This is a genomic window from Caballeronia sp. ATUFL_F1_KS4A, from assembly GCF_023630905.1.
Taxonomy (GTDB): Bacteria; Pseudomonadota; Gammaproteobacteria; order Burkholderiales; family Burkholderiaceae; genus Caballeronia; species Caballeronia zhejiangensis.
Map to the genome: position 1 here is coordinate 18,882 of NZ_JALQEB010000046.1, position 17,732 is coordinate 36,613.

The 17,732-nt window shown below is 63.6% G+C and carries 17 protein-coding genes; 10 read left to right on the forward strand and 7 right to left on the reverse strand.

Annotated elements, in window-relative coordinates; translation table 11 throughout:
• The first annotated feature begins 48 nt into the window (after positions 1-48).
• Entirely contained in the window at positions 49-1,410 is a 1,362-nt protein-coding gene (locus tag NCS03_RS29865) for an MFS transporter (protein WP_175982203.1), read from the forward strand.
• Positions 1,411-1,514: 104 nt separating this feature from the next.
• Entirely contained in the window at positions 1,515-1,985 is a 471-nt protein-coding gene (locus NCS03_RS29870) for a ribonuclease (protein WP_175982202.1), read from the forward strand.
• 30 nt (positions 1,986-2,015) lie between these two features.
• Here NCS03_RS29870 and NCS03_RS29875 read toward each other — a convergent pair whose 3' ends face one another.
• Entirely contained in the window at positions 2,016-2,540 is a 525-nt protein-coding gene (locus NCS03_RS29875) for a phasin family protein (protein WP_250442174.1), read from the reverse strand.
• A 236-nt stretch (positions 2,541-2,776) separates the two neighbouring features.
• Positions 2,777-2,965, reverse strand: coding sequence for a hypothetical protein (locus tag NCS03_RS29880; protein WP_250530409.1), 189 nt, complete (start codon positions 2,963-2,965; stop codon positions 2,777-2,779).
• Positions 2,966-3,154: 189 nt separating this feature from the next.
• Between NCS03_RS29880 and NCS03_RS29885 the strand changes: the two genes are divergently transcribed.
• Both NCS03_RS29885 and NCS03_RS29890 read left to right on the forward strand, forming a co-directional pair.
• Positions 3,155-3,616 (forward strand): GNAT family N-acetyltransferase, encoded by a 462-nt coding sequence (locus NCS03_RS29885; protein ID WP_008345829.1) that lies wholly within the window; start codon positions 3,155-3,157, stop codon positions 3,614-3,616.
• 21 nt (positions 3,617-3,637) lie between these two features.
• Positions 3,638-3,901 carry a DUF2934 domain-containing protein gene (locus NCS03_RS29890; RefSeq protein ID WP_008345827.1) on the forward strand — a complete coding sequence of 88 codons (264 nt, stop codon included), beginning with the start codon at positions 3,638-3,640 and terminating at the stop codon, positions 3,899-3,901.
• Between the two features lie 21 nt (positions 3,902-3,922).
• Here the strand turns inward: NCS03_RS29890 and NCS03_RS29895 are convergent, their stop codons facing one another.
• Complete coding sequence (locus NCS03_RS29895; RefSeq protein WP_250530410.1) at positions 3,923-5,596, reverse strand: NRAMP family divalent metal transporter; 1,674 nt, start codon at positions 5,594-5,596, stop codon at positions 3,923-3,925.
• A 296-nt stretch (positions 5,597-5,892) separates the two neighbouring features.
• Between NCS03_RS29895 and NCS03_RS29900 the strand changes: the two genes are divergently transcribed.
• From NCS03_RS29900 to acnB, 3 genes are all read left to right on the forward strand, one after another.
• A complete protein-coding gene (locus tag NCS03_RS29900; protein WP_250437823.1) occupies positions 5,893-6,171 on the forward strand; it encodes a hypothetical protein in 279 nt (92 codons plus the stop codon).
• 60 nt (positions 6,172-6,231) lie between these two features.
• Positions 6,232-8,589 carry a type VI secretion system Vgr family protein gene (locus NCS03_RS29905; RefSeq protein WP_250530411.1) on the forward strand — a complete coding sequence of 786 codons (2,358 nt, stop codon included), beginning with the start codon at positions 6,232-6,234 and terminating at the stop codon, positions 8,587-8,589.
• 218 nt (positions 8,590-8,807) lie between these two features.
• Entirely contained in the window at positions 8,808-11,393 is a 2,586-nt protein-coding gene (acnB, locus tag NCS03_RS29910; protein ID WP_250530412.1) for a bifunctional aconitate hydratase 2/2-methylisocitrate dehydratase, read from the forward strand.
• A gap of 131 nt (positions 11,394-11,524) precedes the next feature.
• Here acnB and NCS03_RS29915 read toward each other — a convergent pair whose 3' ends face one another.
• From NCS03_RS29915 to NCS03_RS29925, 3 genes are read right to left on the reverse strand one after another with little or no spacing between them, the layout of a single operon-like run.
• On the reverse strand, positions 11,525-11,800 hold the full coding sequence (locus NCS03_RS29915; protein ID WP_250530413.1) for a hypothetical protein: 276 nt from the start codon (positions 11,798-11,800) through the stop codon (positions 11,525-11,527).
• Positions 11,781-12,299, reverse strand: a complete 519-nt coding sequence (locus tag NCS03_RS29920) for a DUF2778 domain-containing protein (RefSeq protein WP_250530414.1) — start codon at positions 12,297-12,299, stop codon at positions 11,781-11,783. The genes NCS03_RS29915 and NCS03_RS29920 overlap by 20 nt, the downstream gene beginning before the upstream one ends.
• A 15-nt stretch (positions 12,300-12,314) precedes the next feature.
• Positions 12,315-12,797, reverse strand: coding sequence for an Hcp family type VI secretion system effector (locus NCS03_RS29925; protein ID WP_250530415.1), 483 nt, complete (start codon positions 12,795-12,797; stop codon positions 12,315-12,317).
• Between the two features lie 189 nt (positions 12,798-12,986).
• Here NCS03_RS29925 and bluB point away from each other — a divergent pair, with 189 nt between their 5' ends.
• The 3 genes from bluB (at position 12,987) to NCS03_RS29940 (ending at position 15,356) form a co-directional block, all read left to right on the forward strand.
• On the forward strand, positions 12,987-13,640 hold the full coding sequence (bluB, locus tag NCS03_RS29930) for a 5,6-dimethylbenzimidazole synthase (protein WP_008345813.1): 654 nt from the start codon (positions 12,987-12,989) through the stop codon (positions 13,638-13,640).
• Between the two features lie 97 nt (positions 13,641-13,737).
• Positions 13,738-14,109: a YciI family protein gene (locus tag NCS03_RS29935; RefSeq protein WP_008345811.1), complete on the forward strand. Its 372-nt coding sequence runs from the start codon at positions 13,738-13,740 to the stop codon at positions 14,107-14,109.
• Positions 14,106-15,356, forward strand: a complete 1,251-nt coding sequence (locus NCS03_RS29940) for an RNA polymerase sigma factor (RefSeq protein ID WP_008345809.1) — start codon at positions 14,106-14,108, stop codon at positions 15,354-15,356. The genes NCS03_RS29935 and NCS03_RS29940 overlap by 4 nt, the downstream gene beginning before the upstream one ends.
• Here NCS03_RS29940 and NCS03_RS29945 read toward each other — a convergent pair.
• Entirely contained in the window at positions 15,339-17,396 is a 2,058-nt protein-coding gene (locus NCS03_RS29945) for a secretin GspD/PilQ domain-containing protein (protein WP_250530416.1), read from the reverse strand. The two genes, NCS03_RS29940 and NCS03_RS29945, sit on opposite strands and share 18 nt — an antisense overlap.
• Positions 17,397-17,732: the final 336 nt, after the last annotated feature.

Consider the following 17,732-nt stretch of genomic DNA (forward strand, 5'->3'; position numbering starts at 1 on the left):
CGTCGGCTTCTGTCATCATGGAGTCGCTTAGGCGAATCCAGGGGTGTCATGTCAGATCTCGAGCATGAGAACGAAATCCGCGAAAATGCGATGCACGAACGCGCCGCGAGCGAGGAGCACGACGAATCGGCGGTCGGCCGCACCGGCCCGCTGAACGAAGCGGCGCTCCTCGGGCGCAAGACGCCGCCGTGGCCGGATTCCGCGGCGGCCAATCCCGGTCAGCACGCGCCCGCCGGCAAGCCCGGCACGATGCGCGCATTGGCCGGTCTGCTGTTCGGCCTCGCGCTGCTCGTCGCGGGGAACGGCCTGTTTCAGACGCTGATTCCCTTGCGCATCCTTCAGTCGGGCTATTCGACGTTCGTCACGGGGCTGATCCAGTCGAGCTATTACGCCGGATTCATATTGGGCGCGGTCGTCAATCGGCGGCTGATCGATCGCATCGGTCAGCATCGGACGTTCGTCGCGTTCTCGGCGGCGGCGTCGATTCTCGCGCTCGCTTTCGGCGCGGCGCAGTCGCCCTGGGTGCTGGGCGGCGTGCGCCTTCTCACGGGCGTCGCGTTCATGGGCTTGTACACGTCCGTCGAAAGCTGGCTCAACGGCACCGTCGACAACGAGAAGCGCGGCCAGGTATTCGGTCTGTACGCGGCGATCAACTATCTGGCAGTGGGCAGCGGCCAGTTCCTGCTGAATGTGGGCGCGGGGTCCGGCGCGCAGCAGTTCTCGATCAGCGCGGCGCTCTTTGCGGCGGCGGTGTTGCCGGTCACGTTGATGGAAGGCTGGCCGGTGAAAGTGAACGATGCGAATCTCGATCGCGTGCCCGCGCGAAGCTGGGGAGAGAGCCTTCGCGAAATGATGGCCGTGGCGCCGCTCGGCGTGCCGGGCTGCATACTGACCGGCTTCATCTACAGCAACTTCTATGCGCTGATGCCCGTCTATCTGCAACGCTCGGGCTTCACGACGGAGGAACTCGCGACGTTCATGGGCGTTGCGCTGATCGGCGCGTTGCTGCCGCAGTTCCCGATGGGACGGCTGTCTGATCGCATCGACCGGCGGCGTCTGGTTCTATGGACCTCGTTGACATCGGCGGTGTTGAGCCTCGTGCTGTTCTGCCTGGATTTTCGCATCGTCACATGGTGCGCGACGCTGGCTTATGTCGCCGTGACGTTCACGCAATACGGGCTGATCGTGTCGCATGTGCAGGACCGCACGGAGTCGCATCTGCGCGTTGCAGTGTCGGCGATGCTGCTCGTGCTCTTTTCTCTCGGCGGCATGACGGGACCGACGCTGGCATCCGCGTTGATGACGCTCATCGGGCCGAGCGGACTGTTTCTCTTCAATGCGCTGTCGTGCGTATTGCTGGCGCTGAGTGCAAGGCACGCGCTTAGGCTATCCGCGCGGGCGGCCGGATGAAGCTCCCGTTATTTCCGCCCGGTCGTTGCTTCGCTCAGTCATAAACGATAACCTTGATTCGTTCGTGATCCGTCGAATGCTGGTCAACCGGAGACAACCGTCCCGTGAAGCGAGCCTGGTGTTTCTCCTGCATCGTCGCGTTGAGCGCGGTCGTCGGCGGTTGCAACAAGGACGGATCGCAAAAAGCCGCATCGGAAGCGGGTGCATCCGCGAGTCAGGCGGCGAGTCAGCCCGCGTCGGCCGCGAGCGGCGCGGCAGCGGCATCGGGCACGCAGCCGCACGGCGCGCTCGCTGCCATCGCCCGCGCGCAGTTGCCCGCGGAAGCCGCCGAAACGCTCCGTCTGATCAAAGCGGGCGGCCCGTTCCCTTTCAGCGAGGACGGCGTCCTGTTCCGCAACAGCGCGACCTTGCTGCCGGAACATCCGCGCGGCTATTACCGTGCATACACGGTTCGCACGCCGGGTTCGGCGGATCGCGGGCAGCGCCGGATCGTATGTGGCGGGCCGCGCAAGCAGACCCGCGACTGTTACTACACCGACGATTACTACTCGAGTTTCAAGCGCATCACCGAGTAATCGAAGACGTAGTCCAATGCGCCCGTTCGATCAAACCGAACGCTTCGCCGTGGCGCGCGAGGTCTTCGCGACTTCGCCGCTCGCATCCAGCACGGCGCCGCCCGTTTCGCGCGCGGCGTCATTCGTCGCATCGGCCAGATTCGTGATGAGCTCGCCGGACGATTGCGCCGCCGTCTGCGCGTCATCGGCGGCGGCGTTCGCCATGTCGCCGAACTTGATGCCATTGCGCTCGTACTGATTGCGCACTTCGCTCAGGATGTCGTCCTGCGTCGATGTGATGATCGACAGCACATGCTGGCCATACGATGCGGCCTTCTGAGGGAACTGCGCCAGCATGACCGATTGCCATCCGAGGACGTCGCCGGCGCCGGCTTCATCGCCTGCGCGCAGAAGCGCATTGCTTTCGTCGATGACCGTGCGAACCGTCTGCACGTTCAGTTCACCGAGCGCCTGCATGCCGCTTGCGAAGCGCCCCGTCATGTTGAGGAATGCCTGCAAATTGGCGCGCGCCAGCGACGGAACCTGATACGCGAAATAACCGGGATACTGAAACATTGACCGCTCCTTTTCAAAGTCGAATGTAAATCGGTAAAAGGAAATGCGGCGGCCGGACGCGGGCGATTCCGCGCGTTCCTGCACGCGCGGAGTCGATGGGTTTGTACGTTGCGTCTGACCGGCTGACCACGATATGACAGTTACGTGCATATCCGATGAAAATACGGCGACAAACGCCGAAGTCATGCAGCCGTATTTCCCGTCTCAGACGTGAGCGATGCGCGGTGGTTCCCGCTTCAGCCAGTCGCGCAGCGGATCTGGTCCAGCGGGAAGCCGAGTTCGTTGGCGGCGTCTTCGAGGTCGCTCAATGCCTGGCCGAAGACTTCGCCGATTTCTTCCGTGCCGACGAATAACTTTCCCGACCATATGTGTCCCTGCGATGGCGGAATGGCCAGTAGCGTGATCTTGTCGTGGTCGTCGTGCATCGCGGTTTCTCGTGACCCGTGAGAGGAGAAGGCCTTGGTCGATAGCAGATGCATTATCGATCCGGCTGTGGGCCGAAAACTTAGCGGTCGGTCGTCCGTAACCCGTCCTTATGGAACACGACGCGTCGATGCTTTCGCGGAATGCTCGTTGCTGAAAGGAGCACGAGACTTCATTCATCCGAGGCAAGCATGGACGACTCCCAAACCGTCTATATCGGCAGCGAAGATCCGGACTCGCTCGACGCGCGCATTCTGTGCGACGAACGCTCGGCCTATCACGCGGCGCTGACGGGCGAAAGCGGGCAGCAGTGCGTGGCCGATGACGATCTGCGGAGCATCCGCGCGCGCTACGTGGTGGCGCGCAACGCGATGGGCGAAGCAATGGGATGCGGCGCGATCCGGCGGCAGAGCTATCACGCCGCCGAACTGATGCGGCTCTACGTTCGCCCGCAGTATCGCGGGCTGGAAGCGATCATCCTGTCGTATCTCGAAGAGGAAGCGCGTCTGCTCGGCTATCACACCGTCTGCGTCGTGACGACGCCGGGCGAGTCGAATGCATCGCGCTTTTGCGAAGCCAGCGGGTATCGCCGCACGCCGGCCGATGAGCGCGGCGCCGTGTGCTTCGAAAAAACGCTGCTCGATTCCGTCTGACTTTCAAAAGATGCATGCGGCATGCCGGTTGCTTTGCCGGTGAGCGCACATGCGCAACGCAAGCGCGAGCGGCGTAAATCGCGCAACCGGGAGGGAATCGTGGACGAACAGAAGGAGCAGGACCGCATCCGTCGACGTGCGTATGAGATCTGGGAGCGCGAAGGCAGTCCGGATGGTCGCGCCGAAGAGTTCTGGCAACAGGCGCAGGCGTCGATCGAAGCAGAGGATGGGCCGGATCAGTCCGGGCGCGAAGCCGAGGCACACGGCGACGCGACGATCAAGTAGCGTCGCGTCGCAAGCGCGCGCTCATTTCAGCAACGTCATCTGCAGCACCTTGAAGATCACGAGCCCGACGGCGATCACCAGATAGCCGCGCAGCACGCCCATCCAGATGCGCGTGGCGAGTGTCATTTTCTGCGGGGCGAGCGTGTCGAGCGGCGGCATGCGCCATGTGTCGCGTTGCGCGCGATCGACGCTCGTGTGCGTCGCTTGCGCCGTCTTCGTCGTTTGTGCAAAGGCGCCCACGCGACGCAGCAGCACGCTCGCCGCGAAGCCGGCGATCGCCAGAACGGTGCCGCCGGCGAGCACGCCGATGATCGTCTCGCCGCTGATGTCCGGATACATCACGGCGGCCGTCAGGATGATCGACAGCATCACGAGCACCCAGATGACCGAGCCCGTGAACAGGTTCAGCTTCTTCGAGTTGACCCACGGACCGAGCACGGCGCGGTCGTTGCAAAGCAGCAGCAGGAACACGGTCGCGCTCGGCAGCAGTACGCCCGCGAGCGTCTGCACCGCTTCGGTCAGCAGGCCGAGCGGGCTGCCCGGAATCAGCACGATCGCGGCCGCGAGCGCGACGATGCCGAAGTAGACCAGATAAAAGCCCTTCGCGTCGGTCACGCCGCGATGCAGCGAGTGCCGGATCTTGAAGACGTCGCCGATGGCGTACGCGGTCGACAGCGACACGGCCGCGGCGCCGATGATGCTCGCGTCGAGCAGCGCGACCGCGAACAGCGTCGCGCTCGTGCGGCCCGCGTACTTTTCGAGGCCGGCGATGACGCCGCCGGCATCGGTGAAGCTGCCGAACTCCGGATGCCCGGCGAACAGCGCCGCGGTGAAGCTCATCATCGCGACCGAGCCGACCAGCACGAACGCAATGCCGATCCACAAATCGGCCTTCTCGTACTTCATGAAGCGCGGCGTGATGCGCTTGTCGATCACGTAGCTCTGCTGGAAAAAGAGCTGCCACGGCGCGACCGTCGTGCCGACGATGCCGATCACGAGCAGCATCACGTCCGACAGCTTCGCGTGCGTGGGCCAGTTGGGCACGAGAAAATCGCGCGTCATCTGCGACACCGGCGGATGTATCGCGACGAGCACCGGCACGAGCACGAGGCTCAGCACGCATAGCACGACCGCGAAGCGCTCGAAGCGGCGGAAGTCGCCGGTGCTGACGGCGGCCATCGTCAGCGCGGCCGCGACGCAGACGCCCGCGACCTTGGGCAGCCCGAAAAAATCGAGCACGAACGTGATGCCGATGAACTCGGTGACGATCGTCAGCGCGTTGAGCAGGAACAGATCGATGACGCTGAACGCGCCCCAGAACTTGCCGAAGCGCTGGAAGATCAGCCGCGCATGGCCGACGCCCGTCACTGCGCCCAGACGCAGCACCATCTCCTGATTCACGTACAGCACGGGCACGAGCAGCAGCATGGTCCAGAGCAAGCTCGTGCCGTAGTTCTGGCCCGCCTGCGTGTAGGTGCCGAACGCGCCTGCATCGTTGTCGCCGACCATCACGATGAGGCCCGGCCCGAGTATCGCGAGAAGCGTGCGCAAACGCGCCCGCCAAGACCCGCGCGGCGCCGTGTCGTGATGCGCGATGGAGCCGAAGGCGCCGCGAATATCGCCGACGTGCGCATCGTCGAGCACGGCGCTGCGTGGCGGGACGCCCGGTGGAGAGACGTTGGTTGGCGTGGACATGATGCACCCCGTGGCAAATATTGTTTATCTGACTTGACCGCCGTCCGGCCCGCGGATGACCGCATGCGCGCGCTTGGCGACAGGCGCGCGCGCACGGCCGACTGCGAGGCGGCGGCAGAACCAGACGGCGGACGCACGGCGGCATCACGCCATCTGGGGCGGATCGAGGTGCACGTTTGAGTGACTGCGAAGTACTACGGCGCGCACCGCTTGCCTGGGTGACAAACGGCGGCGTTGAAAAGGCGCGGACGTGAGTCGCTCAGGCGGAGATTTCGTTCGAAGGTCGACTACTGCAAGTGTCCAAGGCATTCGCCCAATCGTTGAAGATTGTGGATTTTATGGACCGCTTCAAAACCGCGTCAAGCGATGAATGTCCGTTGCGCGAAAATAATTCCGGCTCGCGTGGCGCTGAAATGTTTGCCCTTGAAGGCACGCGCGCGAACCTTTCAACGCGCGGCGTCGCCGTGCATACGAAGCGCGGACTTCAAAAACCTCAGGCGCGTTTCGTTTATTCGGTGGATCGCACGCACGAGGCGCGCGACGGATGCGGACCGGGACGGAGGATCGTATGGTGACGGACATTTCGCTGCGCGGCGCTGCGAAGCGCGTCGGCTGAGCGCGAGGCCGGTGCGCCGATGGCCAGCAACGATGCCGTAGCGCAGAAGCCGCTCGCGAGCGTCGACACGCCGCTCGGCGACGACCTGCGCTTTCTGAGCCTTTCCGCGCGCGCGGAACTCGGGCGCATGCCACGCATCGAGTTGACGCTCGTCTCGAAGCGCGCGGACCTCGACTTCAGCCGCATCCTCGGCAAGCGCGTGAGCGTGTCGCTCAACGTGCCGAAGGCGAAGCCGCGCGTGTTCGCCGGCTATGTCGTGGGCTTCCGGCAAGCGGGCATGCGCGGACGGCTCCACATCTACGAGGCGGCGGTGCGGCCGTGGCTGTGGCTGCTCTCGCGGCGCAGCAATTGCCGCATCTTTCAGAACAAGACGGTCGAAGAGATCGTGAAGGCCGTGTTCGCCGATCCCGTCTACAAAGGGCTCGAATTCGGCGAGATCAAATGGAAGGCGAGCACGCGCGCGCATCCGCCGCGCGAATACTGCGTGCAGTATCGCGAATCGGACTTCAACTTCGTGAGCCGGTTGCTCGAAGACGAAGGCATCTACTACTGGTTTCAGGACAAGGATGGCAAGGAGTCGCTGATCCTGACCGATACGCTCGCCGCGCACGAGAGCGTCGCGGGCTGCGAATCGCTGCCGTACGGCGCGGTGCAGGCGGCGGCGCCCGACATCGAATTCGTCAGCGAGTGGCGCACGCATCACGCGATCGAAACGCATAACTGGCTGCTCACCGATTACGACTTCAAGCACCCGTCGCGGCCGCTGCAGAAGCAGGCCGCGAAGCACATGCAGGGCTTCGACGCGTTCTCCGGGCTCGAACATTTCGACTATCCGGGCGGCTATGTGGAAGCGGATCACGGCGAGAGCCGCGCGAAGTCGCGTGCGGACGAATGGCGCATCGAAGGCAGCGTGCCCGACGATCCCGGCATCAACTGGCATCAGGTCGAGGCGCGCACCAACAGCAAGAACGTGCGCGCGGGCGCGCTGCTCAAGCTGACGCGGCATCCGCGCGCGGACCAGAACACGCAATATCTCGTGACGCGCACGCGTTACGAGATCGAACTCGCCGATTACGAAGCCTTCGACGGCGCGCAGGCGAATCGCTGCGAATGCTGGTTCTCCGCGATCGACGCGAAGCAGGCGTTCGCGCCCGCCCGCACGGCGCGCAAGCCGTTCGTGCAGGGACCGCAGACGGCGGTCGTGGTCGGGCCGGGGGGCGACGAAATCTACACCGATCAATATGGCCGCGTGAAAGTGCAGTTTTTCTGGGACCGGCAGGGCAAGCGCGACGAGAACAGTTCGTGCTGGATCCGCGTATCGCAGCCTTGGGCGGGGAAGGGCTGGGGCGCCATCGCGATTCCGCGCATGGGCCAGGAAGTGATCGTCGATTTTCTCGAAGGCGATCCCGACCGGCCGATCATCACGGGACGCGTCTACAACGCCGAACAGATGCCGCCTTACGATCTGCCCGCGAACATGACGCAGTCGGGCATCAAGAGCCGGTCGAGCAAAGGCGGAAGCGGCGCGAACTGCAACGAACTGCGTTTCGAGGACAAGAAGGGCGCCGAGCAGGTGCTCATTCATGCCGAGAAGAATCAGGACATCGAAGTCGAGAACGACGAGACGCACTGGGTCGGGCATGACCGCAAGAAGAACATCGATCACGACGAAACGACGGTCGTCAAGCACGACCGCACCGAAACCGTGGGCAACAACGAGAAGATCGACGTCGTGATGAACCGCACGGAAACGGTCGGCGTGAACGAGAGCATCACGATCGGCGCGAACCGCACCAAGACCGTGAAGGCGAGCGAGACCGCGACGGTCCTCCTGCAACGCACGCACAGCGTGGGCATCAACGAGACGATTACCGTCGGCGCGGCGCAGGAGGTGACGATCGGCGCGTTCCAGGTGGTGACGGTCGGCGCGTATCACACGGAGACGATCGGTGCGAGTCAGACGGTCAGCGTCGGCTCCGGCCAGACCGTCACGGTGGGTTCGGATCAGACCGTGAGCGTCGGCGGCAACCAGGCGACGAGCGTAACGGGCGATCAGTCGCTCAGCGTCGGCGGCGGGCAGACGGTGTCGGTCGCGAAGGACGCGAGCGAGTCGATCGACGGCGCGCAGTCGAGCACGGTGGCGAAAGGGCGCACGACGTCCGTCGGCGAGGATGACGCGCTCAAGGTGGGCAAGAACCTCACGATCAACGCGGACGAATCGATCAGTCTCGTTACGGGCGATGCCAGCATCGTCATGAAGAAGGACGGCACGATCCAGATCAAGGGCAAGGACATCAGCGTCAAGGGCAGCGGCAAGATCAGCGTGACGGCGGATAGCGACATCGTGATGAAGGGAAGCAAGATTCTTCAGAACTAGCGCGCCATGGTTCCCGTTTCGAACGGCGATGCGATGACCGTTCGACATGGCCCGACACGACCGGCCTTCCCGCGTCCGGCAAGTCTTATATAAGACATAAGACATAAGACGTTTGACGCAACGCAGCGTCGCAATTAGAATAGCGGGCAACGCAGTGCCCAGAACATCCCGGCTTGTTTGCAAAGCCTTCACTGAAACGCAAAGGCAACGGTCCCCCCATGCTGGAAAACTTTCGTGCTCATGTAGCCGCGCGCGCCGCGCTCGGCATTCCTCCGCTGCCGCTGACGGCGCAGCAGACCGCCGAACTGGTCGAGCTGCTGACGAACCCGCCCGCAGGCGAAGAGCAGGCTCTGCTCGATCTCATCACCAACCGCGTGCCCGCCGGTGTGGACGAAGCCGCGCGCGTCAAGGCGGGCTTTCTTGCCGCCGTGGCCAAGGGCGAGACCGCCTGCGCGCTGATCTCGCGCGCGCGCGCCACCGAGCTGCTCGGCACGATGCTGGGCGGCTACAACATTCAGCCGCTGATCGAATTGCTCTCCGACGCCGAAGTCGGCACGGTGGCAGCGAACGCGCTGAAGAAAACCCTGCTGATGTTCGACCAGTTCCACGATGTCAAGGAACTGGCCGACAAGGGCAATGCCAACGCGCGCGCCGTGCTGCAAAGCTGGGCCGACGCCGAATGGTTCACGAGCCGTCCGGAAGTGCCGCAGAGCCTGACCATCACCGTGTTCAAGGTGACGGGCGAAACCAACACCGACGACCTCTCGCCCGCGCCGGACGCCACCACGCGCCCCGACATCCCGCTGCATGCGCTCGCCATGCTGAAGAACGCGCGTCCCGGCATCACGCCGGAAGAAGACGGCAAGCGCGGTCCGGTCAAGTTCATCGAATCGCTGAAAGAGAAGGGCCATCTGGTCGCGTATGTGGGCGACGTGGTCGGCACGGGTTCGTCGCGCAAATCGGCCACCAACTCGGTGCTGTGGTTCACGGGCGAAGACATTCCGTTCATCCCGAACAAGCGTTTCGGCGGCGTGTGCCTGGGCGGCAAGATCGCGCCGATCTTCTACAACACGATGGAAGATGCCGGCGCACTGCCGATCGAACTCGACGTGTCGAAGATGGAAATGGGCGACGTCGTCGAACTGCGTCCGTACGAGGGCAAGGCGCTGAAGAACGGCGAAGTGATCGCCGAGTTCCAGGTCAAGTCCGACGTGCTGTTCGACGAAGTGCGCGCCGGCGGCCGCATTCCGCTGATCATCGGCCGCGGACTGACGGCGAAGGCGCGTGAAGCGCTGGGTCTGGCTCCGTCGACGCTGTTCCGCCTGCCGCAGCAGCCGGCCGACAGCGGCCGTGGCTTCTCGCTCGCCCAGAAGATGGTCGGCCGCGCGTGCGGTCTGCGGGAAGGCCAAGGCGTGCGTCCGGGCACGTATTGCGAACCGAAGATGACCTCGGTCGGCTCGCAGGACACCACCGGCCCGATGACCCGCGACGAACTGAAAGACCTGGCGTGCCTCGGCTTCTCGGCCGACCTCGTGATGCAGTCGTTCTGCCACACGGCGGCTTATCCGAAGCCCGTCGACGTGAAGACGCATCAAACGCTGCCGAACTTCATCAGCAACCGTGGCGGCATCGCGCTGCGTCCGGGCGACGGCGTGATCCACTCGTGGCTGAACCGCATGCTGCTGCCGGACACCGTCGGCACCGGCGGCGACTCGCACACGCGCTTCCCGATCGGCATCAGCTTCCCGGCGGGCTCGGGTCTCGTCGCCTTCGCGGCCGCCACCGGCACGATGCCGCTCGACATGCCGGAGTCGGTGCTCGTGCGCTTCAAGGGCAAGATGCAGCCGGGCGTCACGCTGCGCGATCTCGTCAACGCGATCCCGCTGTACGCGATCAAGGCGGGCACGCTGACCGTGGCCAAGCAGGGCAAGAAGAACATTTTCTCGGGCCGCATCCTCGAGATCGAAGGTCTGCCGGATCTGAAGGTCGAGCAGGCGTTCGAACTGTCGGATGCATCCGCCGAGCGTTCGGCCGCCGGTTGCACGGTGCATCTGAACAAGGAACCGATCATCGAGTACCTCAACAGCAACATCACGCTGCTGAAGTGGATGATCGCGCAGGGCTATCAGGACCCGCGCAGCCTGCAGCGCCGCATCAAGGCTATGGAAGCATGGCTCGCCGATCCGCAACTGCTGCAACCGGATGCGGATGCCGAATACGCCGCCGTCATCGAAATCGATCTGGCCGACGTTCACGAGCCGATCGTGGCCTGCCCGAACGATCCGGACGACGTGAAGACGCTGTCGGACGTGGCCGGCGCGAAGATCGACGAGGTGTTCATCGGTTCGTGCATGACGAACATCGGTCACTTCCGCGCGGCGTCCAAGCTGCTCGAAGGTAAGCGCGACATTCCCGTCAAGCTGTGGGTCGCGCCGCCGACCAAGATGGACCAGAAGCAACTGACGGAAGAAGGTCACTACGGCGTGTTCGGCACGGCGGGCGCGCGCACCGAAATGCCGGGCTGCTCGCTGTGCATGGGCAATCAGGCGCAGGTGCGCGAAGGCGCGACGGTTATGTCGACGTCGACGCGCAACTTCCCGAATCGTCTCGGCAAGAACACGAACGTGTATCTCGGCTCGGCGGAATTGGCGGCCATCTGCTCGCGCCTGGGCAGAATTCCGACGAAGGAAGAGTACATGGCCGACATGGGCGTGCTCAACGCCAATGGCGACAAGATCTATCAGTACATGAACTTCGACCAGATCGAAGACTTCAAGGAAGTCGCCGACACCGTGCAGATGTAAGCGTGCTGTCGGGCTACGGCGAGCGGTTTCGTCGTAGCGTCGCGCAATGGCGCCGCGGGCTGAATGCCCGCGGCGCTTTTTTTTGCGCGAGGGTCGTCGAATGGATTACCTCATATGTGCGCGCCCGTTTTCTACGCGCGTTCACTTGTTCGCCCCGTATGTCGGCGACGCCAGAGTTTCATGATGACCTTATAGGCGACGATGGCCACAAGCAGGTCGACTGTCGTCATGGACAGAATGTAGAGCATCTCCGCATCCTCGACGCCCACTGAGTCAGCGATGACGAGCAGGACGTGCTGTTGCGATTCGGTCATCGGCAACGGATAAGTGTGCACGTAACGCACCGCCAATAGAAACAGGCCGCTGAAAAGCGCTACCTTGATTAGCTTACGGACAACTGTTGCCAACAGTGATCACCTCGATCCAGCCATACGCTTGCAGTCCGGAAGTGCCTGCCGCAATGGATGTCGTCTGTAAAAGGGCTTGGCGAAGTCGTTGAAAATCTGCCCGGCTCTTCAGCGTAATGCAACCATATGAAACGCCTTGGCCACCGATCGGGTGAAGGCGAAAGTTGCCGCGCTTGATTCCATTTACCCAAGTCCAGTCATCGATCAGCCCGTCATCCCGGTAAAGAGCAAACCAGTCGCCGTGGCTGGATGGATTCCCGGTTACAGTGTTCCATGCGTCTTTCGCCCACGCTTGAGCTTGAGATTTGATCCCGCCGGCCGGACGCTCCACGATCCAATATTTGCCGGCAGGGATAGGGCCTGCTCCGCGCATCGCAGTGCAACCCCCGCGGTTGCGATAGTTATCGTTCCCGGAAAACGCCTGAAACGCCCCGACACCAGCCATGACAAGCGTCAGCATCGGCGCATTATCGACCACGAACTTTCCCCGCAGAGCCATCTCGTTCCCCCGAGCCTAGCGTTCCGTCCACGCGTCGGAGAACTTGATGTTGCCGTCCAGGTAGTGCCAGGTGATGTTGTCATACATGAGCGATACGGCCTCGACGTGATTGAGCGGGCTCATGCTGGCGATCTTCGTGTTCGCGAAACCGGGATGAACGCCGGCCACTTTCACGCCTTCCAGCAGCATCGTGAAGTAGTTTTCCTCCCGGCCAGCGTCATTGATCCGATAGAACCTGATCTCGGCAGATCGAAGGGTTTGCCCTTTGGCAACCGCTTTGTACAGATACGGGCTGGCCGCATCGAACTCTTTTTCGATCGACATGGGCGCGTGTATGCGCGTGCCGATAATCCTGCCGGCGTTGCCATCGACCGGAAGCGTCAGGCCGTGTCCAAAGCCGATGATCTCGATGCTGCCCTCGCGCCCTTGCACGGAGACACTGCCCTTGATCGGCGAACCGCCATCGTCCTTCAGCCACATGTATGCGGGAATCGGCATGGTTGTTTCGCTTAATTCGTTTGGAAGCCGAAACAATGGAGTAAGACACATCAACAGCGCAATACGCTTATTCCTAACAAGGTCGATTGAGTGGCGAAGTAGACAGCGCATGATTTTGTCGCCGTCGCGGACGAAAACGAGCCGCCCCGATATCATCCCCAATCCATCAGCCCAACCCTGCCGACATCCATGGAAAAAGCTTTCAGCGACGCCGATCGCGAAGCCGTCTACCGCGCGATCCGCGAGCGTCGCGACATGCGTCACTTCGTCGGCGATCCGGTGTCGCCGCACGTCATGCAGCGCCTCATCGACGCCGCGCTGCACGCGCCGAGCGTCGGCTTCATGCAGCCGTGGCGCATCCTGCGCATTACCTGCGCGAACCTACGCGCGCGGTTGCGCGATGCGGTCGAACGTGAACGCGTGCTGACCGCCGATGCGCTCGGCGAACGCCGCGATTCGTTCATGCGGCTCAAGGTGGAAGGATTGCGCGAGTGCGCCGAAGTGCTGGTGATGGCGCTGATGGACGGCCGCGAGCATCATGTCTTCGGACGGCGCACGCTGCCCGAGATGGACCTCGCTTCCGTCGCGTGCGCGATCCAGAACATGTGGCTCGCGGCGCGTGCCGAAGGGCTGGGAATGGGCTGGGTCTCGCTGTTCGATCCCGTGGAAGTCGCCGCGCTGCTCGACATGCCCGCCGGCGCGCGGCCCGTGGCCATTCTTTGCGTCGGGCATGTCGAACGCTTCTACGATGCGCCGATGCTCGAAAGCGAGCGTTGGGCGGCGCGCCGTTCGACAGAGGAATGCGTCTTCGAGAATACGTGGCCGTCTCGGAAGGACGGGTGAATTTTTTCGCGATATCTGTCCATCGGCGCACGGCCCGCGCGTCATCGTGATGGCGCCCGGATGATCCGGCCGCATCGACCTTGTGACGGAGGCTCACATGCACTATCTGCTGATGATCTATTCGGACGAAAACCGCTGGAACCAGATGACCGACAGCGAGCGGCAGCAGGGCGTCGCCGCGTATCAGGCGTACACGGAATCGTTGAAGAAGGCGGATGCGCTCGTCGGCGCGAACCGGCTGCAGCACACGAGCACGGCCACGACGGTGCGGCTCGTCGACGGGAAACCGCAAGTGCTCGACGGGCCGTTTTCCGATACGAAGGAGCAGCTCGCCGGCTATTACCTGATCGACGTGCCCAATCTCGACGCGGCGATCGCGTGGGCGTCGCGCTGTCCCGGCGCGGCGCACGGCCTCATGGAAGTGCGTCCGGTGTGGACCGCGCCTTACGATGCGCCATCCGCCGGATGAGCGAGCCCGCTGACGGCGCGAGCGCGGTAGCGGAATTGGTCGCGCGACGCAGCTACGGCAAGCTCGTCGCGCTGCTGGCGATGCGTACGCGCGACGTCGCCGCAGCCGAGGACGCGCTCGCCGACGCGTTCGCGGCCGCGCTCGCGGACTGGCCGAAGCGCGGCTGCCCGGCGAATCCCGAAGCGTGGCTGATGACGGTGGCGCGCCGCCGGGCGATCGACGGCGCGCGCCATCGCCGGGTCGGTGACGACGTCGCGCATCAACTGACGATTCTCTCCGGCGAAATCGACGAGCACGAAGCCGGCGCATTGCCCGACCGGCGGCTCGGGCTGCTGTTCGCGTGCACGCATCCCGCGCTCGAGGCCGCGATCCGCACGCCGCTGATGCTGCAAGTGGTGCTCGGGCTCGAAGCGAAGACGATCGCTTCCGCGTTTCTCATGTCGCCCGCCGCGATGAGCAAACGCCTCGTGCGCGCGAAGAACAAGATCCGCGAAGCCGGCATTCCGTTCAGCGTGCCGGAGCGCGAAGACTTGCCGGGCCGTCTCGACGCGGTGCTCGAAGCCGTGTACGCGGTGTATGCCGAAGGATGGACGGATCCGCTCGGCGGCGATGCCGCGCGGCGCGATCTGACCGGCGAGGCGCTGTTTCTCGCGCATCTGCTCGTCGACTTGCTGCCCGATGAACCGGAGACGCTCGGCCTTCTTGCGCTGATGCTCTACGCCCAGGCGCGATGCGACGCTCGACGCGATGCGGCAGGCGACTACGTGCCGCTGTCGGCTCAGGATCCGTCGACATGGAACGCGCCGATGATCGACGCAGCCGACAGGCTGCTGCGGCGCGCGAACGCTTTCAACGCGATCGGACGGTTTCAGCTGGAGGCCGCGTTGCAGTCGGCGCATGTGCATCGCTGCCGCACGCATCGGCCGAACTGGGACGAGATCGTGCAGCTCTACGATGCGCTGTTCGGGATCGCGGCGTCGCCGGTGGTGGCGGTGAACCGCGCGCTCGCGCTGGCGGAACGCGACGGCGCGCGGGCGGCGCTCGATGCGCTCGCGCCCTACGCGGACGATCCGCGCCTCGCCGACTATCAGCCGTATTGGGCGGCGCGCGCCGATCTGCTCGCTCGCGTCGGCGCGACGGACGAGGCGCTCGCCGCCTACGATCTCGCGATCGGACTGGAGCGCGATCCGGCGGTGCGCCGGTTCTTGCAGCGCAGGCGCGCCGCGGTGTCAGCGGGCGGGCGATGAACGCTCGGTTCCAGGCGTCGCGGGCTGCGCCGCGTTTCGCACATGCGTCAGATCGACCACGTTGGTTCCGTCGCCGTGATCGTATCCATCGATGTGGGGCAGCGCCGGCACGGTGTCGTCCTTCTCCAGCCAGTTGTCGCTCTTGTACGTGGCCGAGCGCGCCTGCATGTAGCCGTAGCGATCCGCGGCGATCGCCTGAAGCTGCGACGCGTCGCGAACGATCACCGGCCTCAGGAAGATCAGAAGGTTCGTCTTCTGCCGGCTTTTCGTCTCGTGCCTGAATAGCGATCCGAGCACCGGAATCTTCGAAAGCCACGGGATTCGGGAATTGCCGTTCGTGTAGTTGTCGCTGATCAGTCCGCCGAGCACGACGATCTGGCCGTCGTCCGCGAGAATGGTCGTCTGCAGCGAGCGCTTGTCGATGCTGTAGCCGCCCGCCTGATCCGCCGTGCCGTTCTGCACGCTCGAATCTTCCTGATAGACCTGCAGCGTCAGCGTTCCGCCCTGATTGATCTGCGGCTTGACGTTCAGCATCACGCCGACATCCTTGCGGTCGTACGTGTTGAACGCCGATACCGATGACGAGCTCGTCGTGTTCGTCGAATAAGACCCGGACTCGATGGGAACATTGGTGCCGACGAGAATGCGCGCCTCGTGATTGTCGAGCGTGACGAGGCTCGGCGTCGACAGCACGTTGACATCCGAGTTCGACTGCAATGCGCGGAACAGGCCCTTGGTGCCGAGGATATTGCCGAATCCCGCGACCAGGCCGACGTTCGTCGTGGTCGCGGCGACGGACTGCAGCCCCGCAGCCGTCAGCCATTCGATGCCGAATTCGCCTTCCTTGTCGGAAGCCACTTCGATGATGAGCGATTCGATATACACCTGAACCTTGCGCTGATCGAGCCGCGCTATCACGGTGGCGAGGTTTCTGAACACCGGTTCGGGCGCGGTGATGATGAGCGAATTCGTGGACACGTCCGCGACGACTTCGCCGCTTCCTTGCTCGTCCTTGTCATCGCCCGAGCGCGATTGCATCCCGCCGAAAGGGCTTTTCGAGGAAGACGCCGACGATGACGTCGCGCTCACCGACGATGCCGAATCCATGCCGCCCGGCAGCGGCGGCAGCGTGCCGTTGCTGCTCGGAAGCCCCGACGAGCTTTGATTGCCGCCGCCGTTGCCCGAGCCCGATTGCGAATCGCCGCCGCCTGTCTGGCCGAGAATCCGTCGCAGCGTCTTGGCGATATCGGTGGCGTCGGCGTTGCGCAGGCTGACGATATGAATGTTGCCCGGCGCGCGCGTCGGCGTGTCCAGCTTGACGATCAGCGATTCGGCGTCGGACAGCCGCGCGGCGCCGCTCGACCGAAGCACGACCGCGTTGCTTCTCGCGTCCGGCGTGACGACGACCTTCTGCGTCGGATCGCCGTTGCCGATGCCGTTCAGATCCAGCAACTTCTGCGCTTGTTGCGAGACGGCCGTCGCATCCGCGAAATTGAGCTGCACGACCGCGATATGCGGGCTCGACGCCCCTTCGATGCCCGCGATGATCGACGCGATCCTGCGCACGTTATCCGCATAATCGGTCACGATCAGCGTGTTGTTGCTCGGGTTGGCGGCAATCGTGTTGTTCGGGGAAATCAGCGGCCGCAGCGTCGGCAGGATACTGTTCGCGGACTCCCTGCGAAGCTGAAATACCTGCGTGACGATCTGATCGCCCTTCGCGACGGGCTGATTGCCGACATAGGTCGGCACGCCCTGAACCTTCGCTTCCGATTCCGGCACGACCTTGAGTACGCCGTGATCCTGCAATAGCGCGAAGCCCTGCATACGCAATGCGGATTGCAGCGTCTTGAGCGCTTCGTCTTCGGGAACCGGATTCTCGGAGACGAGATCCAGTTGTCCCTTCACGCGCGGATCGACGATGATCGTCTTGCCCGTGGCGAGTCCGATCGCGCGCACGACCTCGTTTATATCGGCATGCGAAAAATTCATCACGACGGCGGCGAACGGCGCACGCGGATACGCAACGAGGAAAGTCATCCCCGCGACGAATGCGGTTCTTGCAAGAGATCGCGACAGGGCGCGGCGAAAACGGTCTTGGATCGGGAGAGTTGTCAAATCGGCGGGCGATGTAGTTGGCTTCAGCGCAGACAGGAAATACAGGCAAAAAAGCGCGCTGCGGGGACTATACGTGCCGTTCGATGACTAAAGGACTACAGGTAAGGTTTCGATAGGATTGCAGATCCGTTCAAGGCGCGCGATGACGTTCCACTATCACAAGATGTTTCGCAATCCTTCTTTAGAGCGAAGGCACTCGCACCGATCGACGACACAACCTGTTTCCCGGAGAAATAGTTGGTAAGAAGATCGTCGCGT

Coding starts and splice junctions, on each gene's coding strand:
- acnB (WP_250530412.1), top strand. CDS start 8,808: ATGCTGGAAAACTTTCGTGCTCATGTAGCCGCGCGCGCCGCGCTCGGC.
- NCS03_RS29895 (WP_250530410.1), bottom strand. CDS start 5,596: ATGTCCACGCCAACCAACGTCTCTCCACCGGGCGTCCCGCCACGCAGC.
- NCS03_RS29940 (WP_008345809.1), top strand. CDS start 14,106: ATGAGCGAGCCCGCTGACGGCGCGAGCGCGGTAGCGGAATTGGTCGCG.
- NCS03_RS29865 (WP_175982203.1), top strand. CDS start 49: ATGTCAGATCTCGAGCATGAGAACGAAATCCGCGAAAATGCGATGCAC.
- NCS03_RS29875 (WP_250442174.1), bottom strand. CDS start 2,540: ATGTTTCAGTATCCCGGTTATTTCGCGTATCAGGTTCCGTCGCTGGCG.
- NCS03_RS29890 (WP_008345827.1), top strand. CDS start 3,638: ATGCCGGTTGCTTTGCCGGTGAGCGCACATGCGCAACGCAAGCGCGAG.
- NCS03_RS29905 (WP_250530411.1), top strand. CDS start 6,232: ATGGCCAGCAACGATGCCGTAGCGCAGAAGCCGCTCGCGAGCGTCGAC.
- bluB (WP_008345813.1), top strand. CDS start 12,987: ATGGAAAAAGCTTTCAGCGACGCCGATCGCGAAGCCGTCTACCGCGCG.
- NCS03_RS29945 (WP_250530416.1), bottom strand. CDS start 17,396: ATGACTTTCCTCGTTGCGTATCCGCGTGCGCCGTTCGCCGCCGTCGTG.
- NCS03_RS29880 (WP_250530409.1), bottom strand. CDS start 2,965: ATGCACGACGACCACGACAAGATCACGCTACTGGCCATTCCGCCATCG.
- NCS03_RS29935 (WP_008345811.1), top strand. CDS start 13,738: ATGCACTATCTGCTGATGATCTATTCGGACGAAAACCGCTGGAACCAG.
- NCS03_RS29885 (WP_008345829.1), top strand. CDS start 3,155: ATGGACGACTCCCAAACCGTCTATATCGGCAGCGAAGATCCGGACTCG.
- NCS03_RS29920 (WP_250530414.1), bottom strand. CDS start 12,299: ATGGCTCTGCGGGGAAAGTTCGTGGTCGATAATGCGCCGATGCTGACG.
- NCS03_RS29925 (WP_250530415.1), bottom strand. CDS start 12,797: ATGCCGATTCCCGCATACATGTGGCTGAAGGACGATGGCGGTTCGCCG.